At 72.6% G+C, this 10169-nt stretch carries 9 protein-coding genes; 3 read left to right on the top strand and 6 right to left on the bottom strand.

Translation table 11 applies throughout. The features are described from left to right. Positions 1–77: 77 nt before the first annotated feature. The 5 genes from ACFWH7_RS19725 to ACFWH7_RS19705 all read right to left on the bottom strand — a co-directional run bounded on the left by ACFWH7_RS19725 (position 78) and on the right by ACFWH7_RS19705 (position 5635). Positions 78–797 (bottom strand): ABC transporter ATP-binding protein, encoded by a 720-nt coding sequence (locus ACFWH7_RS19725; protein WP_378219150.1) that lies wholly within the window; start codon positions 795–797, stop codon positions 78–80. After that, entirely contained in the window at positions 784–1860 is a 1077-nt protein-coding gene (locus ACFWH7_RS19720) for an ABC transporter ATP-binding protein (protein WP_378219148.1), read from the bottom strand. The genes ACFWH7_RS19725 and ACFWH7_RS19720 overlap by 14 nt, the downstream gene beginning before the upstream one ends. Beyond that, entirely contained in the window at positions 1857–3212 is a 1356-nt protein-coding gene (locus ACFWH7_RS19715; RefSeq protein WP_378219146.1) for a branched-chain amino acid ABC transporter permease, read from the bottom strand. The genes ACFWH7_RS19720 and ACFWH7_RS19715 overlap by 4 nt, the downstream gene beginning before the upstream one ends. Then, on the bottom strand, positions 3209–4267 hold the full coding sequence (locus ACFWH7_RS19710; protein WP_043657230.1) for a branched-chain amino acid ABC transporter permease: 1059 nt from the start codon (positions 4265–4267) through the stop codon (positions 3209–3211). Before ACFWH7_RS19710 ends, ACFWH7_RS19715 begins: the two co-directional genes overlap by 4 nt. A gap of 114 nt (positions 4268–4381) precedes the next feature. Then, positions 4382–5635: a branched-chain amino acid ABC transporter substrate-binding protein gene (locus tag ACFWH7_RS19705; RefSeq protein WP_378219143.1), complete on the bottom strand. Its 1254-nt coding sequence runs from the start codon at positions 5633–5635 to the stop codon at positions 4382–4384. 345 nt (positions 5636–5980) lie between these two features. On the opposite strand from ACFWH7_RS19705, the gene ACFWH7_RS19700 reads away from it, so the two are divergent. From ACFWH7_RS19700 to ACFWH7_RS19690, 3 genes are all read left to right on the top strand, one after another. Further along, positions 5981–6457, top strand: a complete 477-nt coding sequence (locus ACFWH7_RS19700; protein WP_378219141.1) for a nitroreductase family deazaflavin-dependent oxidoreductase — start codon at positions 5981–5983, stop codon at positions 6455–6457. Positions 6458–6695: 238 nt separating this feature from the next. Then, positions 6696–6899: a transcription antiterminator/RNA stability regulator CspE gene (gene cspE / locus ACFWH7_RS19695; RefSeq protein WP_047231069.1), complete on the top strand. Its 204-nt coding sequence runs from the start codon at positions 6696–6698 to the stop codon at positions 6897–6899. A 287-nt stretch (positions 6900–7186) separates the two neighbouring features. Then, positions 7187–7939 (top strand): hypothetical protein, encoded by a 753-nt coding sequence (locus ACFWH7_RS19690; RefSeq protein WP_378219139.1) that lies wholly within the window; start codon positions 7187–7189, stop codon positions 7937–7939. Between the two features lie 84 nt (positions 7940–8023). Here the strand turns inward: ACFWH7_RS19690 and ACFWH7_RS19685 are convergent, their stop codons facing one another. After that, on the bottom strand, positions 8024–10021 hold the full coding sequence (locus ACFWH7_RS19685; RefSeq protein ID WP_378219137.1) for a DEAD/DEAH box helicase: 1998 nt from the start codon (positions 10019–10021) through the stop codon (positions 8024–8026). Between the last annotated feature and the right edge of the window lie 148 nt (positions 10022–10169).

The following is a 10169-nucleotide window of genomic DNA, read 5'->3' as shown; positions in this document are numbered from 1 at the left end:
TGGGCTCTGAGTGTTTTAAAAGAGACCGCGGCACCCCTGTCGTTCTCGACAGCGCTCGGAGGCGTGCTCGACCGGGGTCAGGCCACGCCCAGGTACGCCTCCTTGATGCTGGAGTCCGCGAGGAGCTCCTTGCCACCACCGGTGCGGACGACCTCGCCCGTCTCCAGCACGTAGGCACGGTCGGAGCGCGAGAGCGCCTGCTGCGCGTTCTGCTCGACGAGCAGGACCGTCGTCCCCTGCGCGTTGATCTCCGACACGATGCGGAAGATCTGCTGGATGACCATGGGCGCGAGGCCCATCGACGGCTCGTCGAGCAGCAGGAGCCGTGGGCGCGCCATGAGCGCGCGCCCGATCGCGAGCATCTGCTGCTCGCCGCCGGACATCGTGCCGCCCACCTGCTCCTTGCGCTCGGCGAGGCGCGGGAAGAGGTCGAACACCCGGTCGAGGGTCTCGTCGTGCTCGGCCTTCGACGCGAACGTGCGCGCGTAGGAGCCCATCTCGAGGTTCTCGATCACCGTCATGCCGGGGAAGATCCCGCGGCCCTCGGGCGCCTGCACGATGCCCTCGAGCACGCGCAGGTGGGCCTTCATCTTGGTGATGTCCTTGCCGTCGAAGAGGACCTTGCCGCGCGACACCGGACGGATTCCCGAGATCGCGCGCATCGTCGTCGTCTTCCCGGCGCCGTTCGCCCCGATGAGGGTGACGAGCTCACCCTCCTCGACGGTGATCGAGATCCCCCGCACCGCCTCGATGCGCCCGTAGGCGACCGTCATGTCCTGCAGCTCAAGCAGAGGCATCGCCGCTGCCTCCTTCGGTCGTGGGCCCGGCGGCACGGTCCGCGCCCGTGCCCCCCTCGTCGGCGGTCAGCTCGGAGTCCGGGACGCCCAGGTAGGCCGCGATGACCTTCGGGTCGCTCGTCACCTCGTCGGGCGTGCCGTCCGCGATGACGCGCCCGAACTCGAGCACGACGATGCGGTCGGTCACCCCCCGCACGAGGCGCATGTCGTGCTCGATGAGCAGGACCGTGTAGCCGTCGTCGCGGATGTGGCGGATGAGGTCCATGAGGGACTCCTTCTCCGCCGGGTTGAAGCCCGCCGCGGGCTCGTCCAGGCACAGGAGCTTGGGCTCCGTGGCCAGGGCGCGCGCGATCTCCAGACGGCGCTGGTCGCCGTAGGAGAGGTTGCGCGCCTTCTCCGTCGCACGCCCGCCGACGCCCACGAACTCGAGCAGCGCGAGCGCCCGGTCGATGGCGTCGCGCTCCTCGCGCCGGTGGCGCGGGGTGCGGAACAGCGCGCCCGGGACGGACGTGCGGTGCCGCGCGTCCGAGCCGACGACGACGTTCTCGAGCGCCGTCATCTCGTTGAACAGGCGGATGTTCTGGAACGTGCGGGCGATGCCGCGCTGCGTGATCCGGTACCGCTTGAGCTTGCCGACCGGGGACCCGTCGAACACGACCTGCCCCTTGGTCGGCCGGTACACACCCGTCATCGCGTTGAACGCCGTCGTCTTGCCCGCGCCGTTCGGCCCGATGAGGCCGAGGATCTCGCCGCGCCGGATGTCGAACGACACGTCGTCGAGCGCGACGAGGCCGCCGAACTGGACGGTGACGTCCTGCATCTGGAGCAGCGGCTCGCCGACCTTCGCGTGGACCGTGCGGTCCGGCGCGACCATCGCGTCGACGAGGTCGGGGTTCGCGAGCTCGGGCCGCACGTCCGCGACGTCGACGATCGCGGGCTCCTCCAGGACGGCACCCGGCATGTAGAGGTCGGCGCGCGACGAGTCGGCGCGGCCCGACGACGCGAGGTGCTCGTCGCCGTGCTCGCCGCCCGCCCCGATGCCGCCGGGGTCGTGGGTGCTCATCGGGTCTCCTCCCCGTCCGTCGTGCTCTCTCCCGTGCCGGTCCCGCCCGACGCCGTGGCGACGGCCGGGGTCCCCGGCCGCGCACCGTCGTCGGACCCGGACCGCGTGGCGGCCTGCGCCGCCCGGCGCGCCGCCACGTAGAGCTCACGCCCGTAGGCGAGCAGCTTCTGCCGGACGGGGATCAGGCCCTGTGGACGGAAGATCATGAGCACGACCAGCGCGATCCCGAAGAACAGGTACCGGTAGCTCGCGATCTCGTTGCCGTTGATCGGGATGCCGAACAGCTCGGTGCGGCCGAGGAAGAAGTTCGGCAGGTACACGATGATGAACGCGCCGAGGATCACCCCGAGCTTGTTCCCCTGGCCGCCGAGCACGACCGCGCAGAGGAAGAGCACGGAGTTGATGACGTTGAAGTTCGTCGGGATGACGAACTGCACCTGGCCCGCGTAGAGCGCGCCCGCGACGCCGCCGATCGACGCGCCGATGACGAACGCCCACAGCTTGAAGCGGAACGTGGGGACGCCCATGATCTCCGCGGCGTCCTCGTCCTCGCGGATCGCGACCCAGGCGCGCCCGACGCGCGAGCGCTCCAGGTTCCCCACGAGGAGCAGCGAGACGACGATGAAGACGAGGCTGAGCCAGTACCACCACACGCCCGCGTTGAGCGTGCCCGCGGCGTTGCCCGCGGAGAAGACGCCGTTGGGCAGCTCCTCCGTGACCCCGACGCGCGGGTAGGCCACGCCGCGCAGGCCCTGGCCTCCACCCGTGAGTTCGTCGAGGTTGTCCGCGAGGAGGCGGACGATCTCGCCGAAGCCGAGCGTGACGATGGCCAGGTAGTCGCCGCGCAGGCGCAGCGTGGGCGAGCCGAGGATCAGCCCGGACAACGACGTGATCGCGACCGCGATCGGCAGCGCCGCGAGCCACGCCCAGTCCTGCGACAACCACTCGTCGGTCTGGTTCCACGGGCTGTCGGGGCTCGTGAGGATCGCGACCGTGTACGCGCCGATCGCGTAGAAGCCGACGTACCCGAGGTCGAGCAGGCCGGCCTGGCCCACCACGACGTTGAGGCCGATGGCGATGAGCGCGATCATGCCGAACTGCGCCATGACGCCGCCGAAGTTGGTGCCCACCGTGGTGAGCACCGGGATGTTGAGGATCGGTACCAGAGCGATGAAGATGAGGAACGGCACGCCGATCAGCCACTGGGTGGGTCGCGCCTGGGCGTCCCACCACAGGCGGAACCGGTCGCCGACACCGCCGTGCGGGCGGTCCTTCGTCGCCACGCGGCCCACGGGGGGCATGGACGTGGGGCGGCCCTCGGGGGCCTGCGGTGCAGGGGTCGAGGTGCTCATGCGCGTGCCCTCCCCAGCGACTCGCCGAGGATGCCGGTCGGGCGGAACATGAGGACGATGATCAGGAGCGCGAACGCGACGACGTCGCGCCACTCCGTCCCGAACACGACCTGGCCGTAGTTCTCCATGACGCCCAGCAGCAGACCGCCGAGCAGCGCGCCGCGCAGGTTGCCGATCCCGCCGAGCACCGCGGCGCAGAACGCCTTGATGCCGAGGATGAAGCCGCCGGAGTAGATGATCCCGTTCGGCACGCGCAGCGTGTACAGCAGGGCTGCCGCGCCGGCGAGGATGCCGCCGATGAGGAACGTCAGCATGATGACGCGCTCGCGCGAGACGCCCATGAGCGTCGCGGTCACCGGGTCCTGCGCGACGGCACGGATGCCGCGACCGAACTTGGTCCGGTTGATGAACATGTCCGTCGCGAGCGCGAGGACGAGCGCCGACAGGATGATGACGAGCGTGATGTTCGTGACCGGCGCGCCGCCGATCGTGAACTGCACCTCGGGCTGCACGAGCCGGATCGGCTGCTGGGCGTTCACGCCGCCGAGGGTGCCGCCCGTGAGCTTCGGCAGCACGAAGTGCACGAACTCCTGGATGATGAACGACATCCCGATCGCGGTGATGAGGAACACGAGCGCCGGTGCGCCGCGCCGTCGCAGCGGTCGGTAGGCCACGCGTTCCAGCCCGACGGCGGCGCCGCCCGCGACGAGCATGCCGCCGAGCATCGCGATGCCGAGGTAGAGGACCGTGAGGGCGATGCCCTTGTCATACGCGTTCCCGCTCGGGTAGAAGCCCAGGAGCATGAGGGTCGCGTACTGCCCGAACATGCCGAGCATGAAGACCTCGGAGTGGGCGAAGTTGATGAGCCGCAGCACGCCGTAGACGAGCGTGTAGCCGACGGCCACGAGCGCGTAGATCGCGCCGTACGTGAGGCCCTCGATGGTGAGGCCCCAGAAGTTCCGGGCGAGGCCCGCGATGTTGAAGTCGATGAGGGACTGGTGGACGAGGGGACCGGCGGTCGCGCTGTGCATCAGCGCGTCAGCAAGAGCGGGCATGACGCTCCCTGATTCTCTCTCTGGTGTACGAGGTCGTGGTCCACGACGGGCGCCCCGCCCGCCGACCCCCGCGCGGTGCGGGGGCGTCGGGGCAGGGCGCCCGTCGTCGTCGGACTACTGGACCTCGTAGATCCAGATGAGCGCCGAGGCGAGCTCGCCCGTGTCGTCCCACTCGTAGGTGCGGGCCAGGCCCTCACCCGAGTAGTTCGCCACGTAGTCGATCAGGCCCGCACGGTCGGTCACGCCCGAGGCGATGCCGGTGAGCATGACCGTCGCGAGGTCGTAGCCCTCGACCGAGTAGACGCCCGGTGCCTGGCCGGCCGACTCCTCGTACATGGCCGCGAAGTCCTCCGGGGCCGGGCCGCACGGGCAGGAGAGGATCGCGCCCTTCGACGCGGCACCCGCCTGGGAGACGAACTGCGGGTCGTTCGTGCCGTCCGCCGAGACGAACGGGATGTCGACGCCGCCGTCGCGCAGGCCCTGCACGAACGGCGCGGCCTCCGCGTAGTAGCCGGCGTAGAAGACCGCGTCGGCGTCGGCGCCCGAGATGATCTGGACGGCGGCCGAGAAGTCCTTGTCGCCGGTCTTGACCTCGGCGGCGCAGTCCTCGTTCGCGGCGTCGCCCAGGCCCTCGGTGATCTGCTGGGCGAGGCCGATGCCGTAGTCCGAGTTGTCGGAGACGACGCAGACGCTGCCGAACTCCTTCGTGTTGACGAGGTACTTGGCGACCGACGGACCCTGGACGGCGTCGTTGGCGAGGCCGCGGAAGAAGTTGGTCCAGCCGTTCGTCGTGAGGTCGGGGTTCGTGGCCGACGCCGAGAGCGACAGCAGGCCCGCCTGGTTGAAGACGTCGCCGGTCGCGGCGGTCTCGCCCGAGAACGCCGGGCCGAGCAGACCGAGCACGGACGCGTCGCCGACGATCTGCGGCGCGACCTGGGTGGCCTTCTGCGGGTCGCCCTCGGTGTCGAACTCCTTGATGGTCACCTGGCACCCGGGGTTCGCCTCGTTGAACGCGTCCACCGCGACCTGCGCCCCGTACAGGATGTTGAGGCCGAGCGCGGCGTTCGGGCCGGTGAGGGCACCCGCCATCGCGATCGACGTGCCCTCGGCGCACTCGGCGCTGCCGTCGCCGGCCGGGTCGGCCGGGTTGCCGGCCTCGGTCGCCTCGACCTCGGCGCCGTCGATGTCGATCTGGACCGAGGGGACGATGCTCAGCTCGGCCGAGCCGCCACCGTCGTCGGTCTCGGTCGACGTCCCGGTCGTCTCGTCGTCTCCGCCCTGGGACTGGGGACCGCAGGCGGTGAGGACGAGAGTGGCCGCGAGGAGCAGGGCGGCACCCCCGCTCGCCCGTCGTGCTGTGCGATGCATGCCAACCTCCGTGGTCCTGATCCCCGCGGAGGGCCGTCAAGCCGCTTCTCCCGCGGTCGATCGCTGAATTCAACACTGAATAGCGTGCTGAATAGTGACACAGGTCACCCGACGACGAAACCTGCCCGCGGACGTGTTGTCCGGAGCCCTCCGCGGCGTCCCGGAGGGCTCCGGACCCACGGATCCGCGGGAGGTGGCGCCTCCGCGTTCCTGGGTGACGCGAACGTAGGCGGATCGGATTTCGTGGGACGCAGGGAGTTGTTACCGACTCGTAACGTGAGGGTCTCGTTTCGTTCCGTGGACGGTACGGATGTGCCGATTTCGGCGTCGCCCTACGGTGGGCCGATGACCCTCGCGTCCCGCCTCCTGCACACCCGCTGGTTCGTCCGGGCCCCGATCGCGCTCTTCCGCTCCGGCCTCGGCTTCCTCGCCGGCGGGCGGCTCCTGCTCCTCGGTCACCGCGGCCGGTCCACGGGCGAGGCGCGGTACGTCGTCCTCGAGGTGACCGACCGGCCCGCGCCGGGGTCGTGGGTCGTCGTCGCCGGGCTGGGACCTCGCTCGCAGTGGTACCGCAACGTCGTCGCGGACCCGCGCGTGCTCGTGTGGGTGGGGCGCCGCCGCCACGTGCGGAGCACCGCCCGCACGCTCCCGCCCGACGACGGCGCCCGGCTCCTGCACGAGTACGCCTCCCGGTACGCACGGGGCTGGGCCGTGCTGGAGCCGGTGCTCCGCGAGTGGGCAGAGCCGCTCGCCGCCGAGCGCGGGGAAGTCGACTGGCGGCGGGTCGTGCCGGTGGTGGAGCTGACCGCGCTCGGCCTGTGACCTGCGCGTCGGGTCGCGGTGAGGTCGTCACGACACTCGCGGGGCAAGCCATGGCCAAGAAGGGGCATACCCTGTACGGTTGACCCCGAGATTGCAGTGCCTCGCTTGTCCTCGCGTCGATGTGACCGCCATCCGGCGGGCGCCCGGCGGACCTTGTTACCCAAGAGTTGACGACGAACACCGTGATGTACTCCCCTGCGCCCGCGGGGGGTGTTTCCACACTCTTGAAGGAGTAACAATGGCTACCGGAACCGTGAAGTGGTTCAACAGCGAGAAGGGCTACGGCTTCATCGCCCCCGAGGACGGCTCGGCCGACGTGTTCGCGCACTACTCCGCGATCCAGTCGCAGGGCTTCCGCACGCTGGAGGAGAACCAGCGCGTCGAGTTCGACGTGACGCAGGGCCCCAAGGGCCCGCAGGCGGAGAACATCCGCGCGATCTGATCCGATCTCCCCGGTGACGACCCTCGCGGGTCGCGCCGACCGATCGTTCACCGAGCGCCCCCGACCCTCCGGTCGGGGGCGCTCGTGCGTCCGGGGCGGTCACGCCCGGGTGGTGTGCCGAACCCGGGGCAGCTCCTCACGCGGCGGGTGGGGTGTGGAACGACCCCGGGTTCGGCGTCGGGCGGAACCGCGGGCCGGGACTCCTCGTTGGTCCGGGAGTGAGCCGTACCGGCCACGACCCCCGCGCGAGCGTCCGACGCCGCGCCACCGAACTCGGAGGACGACCCATGGGATTCCTGGACCGGCTCCTCGGCCGCGAGCCGCGCGAGCCGTACGGCGCGCCGCAGCAGGCGGGCCCCTACGGCTCGGCCTCGCAGCACCCGACGCAGTACCCCGCTCAGAACCCCGCTCAGCCCGCCTACGGCAGCGCCCCGCAGGACGCTCGGGCCGGTACAGCCGGGCCCCGCACGCCCGACCAGGTCGCGATCGACCGCTACCGGTACCTCCTGCGCACCGCGCCGCCGGACCAGGTCGAGCAGGCGCACGCCGAGGCGTTCGCCCGCCTGACGCCCGAGCAGCGGCGACAGGTGCTCGCCGAGCTCGGTGAGCAGGTGCCGGCGTCGGAGCGGGCGACGTCCGACGCGCCGCAGGACCTCGCGCGGATGGCGACACGCGCCGAGATGCGCCAGCCCGGCACGCTCGAGCGCACGTTCGCCGGCCGCGGCCAGGGCGCACCGGGGTTCGGCGCCATGGTCGGCTCGAGCCTGCTCGGCACGATCGCGGGCGTCGTCATCGGCTCGGCGGTCGCGAACGCCCTGTTCGGGCCGGCGTTCGCCGACCCGTCGCAGCCCGTCGCGGAGGACGCGGCGGCCGAGCAGGGCGGTGCCGAGGACCCCGGCGCGGCCGAGGGTGGCGACGGCGGAGCTGTCGAGGCGGCGGGCGAGGACCCCTCGGGCGGCGGCTACGACAGCGGTGGGGACTTCGGCGGCGGCGACTTCGGCGGAGGTTTCGACGACTTCGGCGGATTCGGGGAGTTCTGACCCGGCGCACCGCCGGTACCACCTCGCCCGGCCGGGCGGAACGGGCCCGGCCGGGCGGAACGTGCGCGGCCGGCCGGTCGACGCTCAGCCGGCGGGCGCGGAGCCCGTCAGCCCGAGGAACGCGCCGAGCTCCTCCACGCCCCGCGGGGAGTGCGGCAGGACGTCGGTGAGACCGGGCGAGCGCACGACGACCGCGCTCCACTGCGCGCGCGACACCGCGACGTTGACCCGGTGCCGCGAGAGCAGGAACCCGAGCCCGCGCGACGCCTCACGACCCGACGAGGCGGCGAGCGTCACGACGACGACCGGCGCCTCCTTGCCCTGGAACCGGTCGACCGTGCCCACCTGGACGTCCGGGTACCCCGCCGCCTCGAGCGCCGCGCGCACGGCCCACACCTGCGCGTTGTACGCGGCGACGACCAGGACGTCGCCCTGCCCGAGCGGTCGCCGCCCCTCGACCCCGTCGACCGTCGTCGTCCACGTCCGCCCGAGGACCCGCTCGACCTGGCGGACGACCTCCGCCGCCTCCTCGGGCGACCGCACCGAGTTCCCCGCGTGCTCCACGAGCGCCTGCTCGACCCCAGGCGGGACGCCGTCGAGCTCGCGCTCCGCCGTGCACGGGTGCGCATGGAGACGGTCCTCGTACGCGAGGGTCGAGACGGCCTGCGCGAGGCGCGGGTGCATGCGCCAGGTCGTCGGCAGGAAGTAGCCGCGCCCCGGGGGCAGCACGCCGTGGCCGTCGGCCAGCCAGCCGAGCGCGGACCGGTCGACGGGCTCCGGGTGCCGGCCCTGGCTCACCTGCGGGAGCTGCTGCGGGTCCCCGAGCAGGAGGAGCCGGCGCGCGGCGCGCGACACGGCGACCGTGGTCGCGAGCGAGAGCTGACCGGCCTCGTCGACGACGAGCAGGTCGAGCGTTCCGGCCGGGAGCCGGTCGGCCGCGAAGTCCCAGGCGGTCCCGCCGACGACGCGCGGTCCCGGCTGCGTCGCGAACGCCGCGAGGTGGGCGCCGTCGAGCTCGTCGTACACGGCGCGCGCCGACGGCCCGTCCGCCGCGATCTTCTTCGCCACGACCTCGCGGGGGACGCCCGCCCCGAGCACGACCGCCCGCAGCATGTTCTCGACGACGGCGTGCGACTGCGCGACGACGCCGACCCGCCAGCCCTGTGCGACGAGCCGCGCGACGACGCGCGACCCGACGTACGTCTTGCCCGTCCCGGGCGGCCCCTGGACCGCGAGGTACGAGTCGTCGAGCCGTTCGACGGCGGCCGTGACCGCCGCGACGACGTCGCCGTCCGCGACGGGCGGGAGCCCAGGCCCTGCCGCTCCGTCGGCGCCCTCCGAGAGGCGCGCGCCGTCGCCACCCTCCGGCACGTGGAGGCCGCCCGAGCCTGCGGCGGGCGTCGGCACGAGCCGTGGGTGCCGCCGCAGGAGCACGTCGGTCGCGGCGTCGAGCGGCAGCGCGCCCGTCGTCTGCCACGTCCAGAGCGCGGTCCGCGCGGCGGCCTCCGCCGCAGCCTCGAGCGGCTTCGCGCTCGGGCCGGGCGACGGGGTGAGCGCGACGGGGGTCGCGTCGAACGGCTCGGCACCGGTCGGAAGCTGCTCGCGCACGACGAGCACGTCGCGCTCGCCCGCGGGCGTCGCGCGGCGCCGCGCGTCGACGACCGACGCACCCGTGAGCCAGCCGCGCACCCCGTCGGCCGCGGTCTTGACGCACGGCGGCAGCGGCGGGTCGTAGAGGGCGTACGGCGCCACGCCGACGCGCAGGTCGCTGCCCTCCGGGAGCCGGCCCACGAGCTCGAGGCGGCGCGACCACGTCCGGCGCCCTGGCTCGACCGCCCAGCCCGAGACGACCTCGGCCTGCTCGACGAGGAACGCGTTGCGACGCCCCAGCCACTCGTCCACCGGGAGCGAGAGCCGCGAGTAGTGCTCGTGCCAGAACGGCTTCGCCTCGCGCCGGAAGTACCCGGCGGCCGCGCCGTACAGCGCGAGCGCCCGCTCGTCGGCGCCACGCCGGGCCCGGTCCTCCCCCACGACCTGCCGGATCTCCTCCTCCAGCACCACCGCGGACGACCGCTCCCGCACGCCCCCTTCCGCCGAAGCCTCCCCATGGCTGTCAGCCGCGGACTGGCCCCAGGGAGAGGCGACGGACGCAGCGGGGTCGGGGGAGACGCGCGCCGTCGTGGCGGGCCTGGCGGGAGCATCCGAGGGACGAGGATGCGGATGGTAGACG

Origin of the sequence: Cellulosimicrobium cellulans (assembly GCF_042723955.1) — a bacterium.
Taxonomy (GTDB): Bacteria; Actinomycetota; Actinomycetes; order Actinomycetales; family Cellulomonadaceae; genus Cellulosimicrobium; species Cellulosimicrobium cellulans_H.
This window is presented reverse-complemented; position numbering and strand designations above follow the sequence as displayed.

Bases quoted from the DNA above. Each gene is read 5' to 3' on its own strand.
- cspE (WP_047231069.1), top strand. From the start codon at position 6,696: ATGGCTACCGGAACCGTGAAGTGGTTCAACAGCGAGAAGGGCTACGGC.
- ACFWH7_RS19715 (WP_378219146.1), bottom strand. From the start codon at position 3,212: ATGAGCACCTCGACCCCTGCACCGCAGGCCCCCGAGGGCCGCCCCACG.
- ACFWH7_RS19705 (WP_378219143.1), bottom strand. From the start codon at position 5,635: ATGCATCGCACAGCACGACGGGCGAGCGGGGGTGCCGCCCTGCTCCTC.
- ACFWH7_RS19710 (WP_043657230.1), bottom strand. From the start codon at position 4,267: ATGCCCGCTCTTGCTGACGCGCTGATGCACAGCGCGACCGCCGGTCCC.
- ACFWH7_RS19720 (WP_378219148.1), bottom strand. From the start codon at position 1,860: ATGAGCACCCACGACCCCGGCGGCATCGGGGCGGGCGGCGAGCACGGC.
- ACFWH7_RS19725 (WP_378219150.1), bottom strand. From the start codon at position 797: ATGCCTCTGCTTGAGCTGCAGGACATGACGGTCGCCTACGGGCGCATC.
- ACFWH7_RS19700 (WP_378219141.1), top strand. From the start codon at position 5,981: ATGACCCTCGCGTCCCGCCTCCTGCACACCCGCTGGTTCGTCCGGGCC.
- ACFWH7_RS19690 (WP_378219139.1), top strand. From the start codon at position 7,187: ATGGGATTCCTGGACCGGCTCCTCGGCCGCGAGCCGCGCGAGCCGTAC.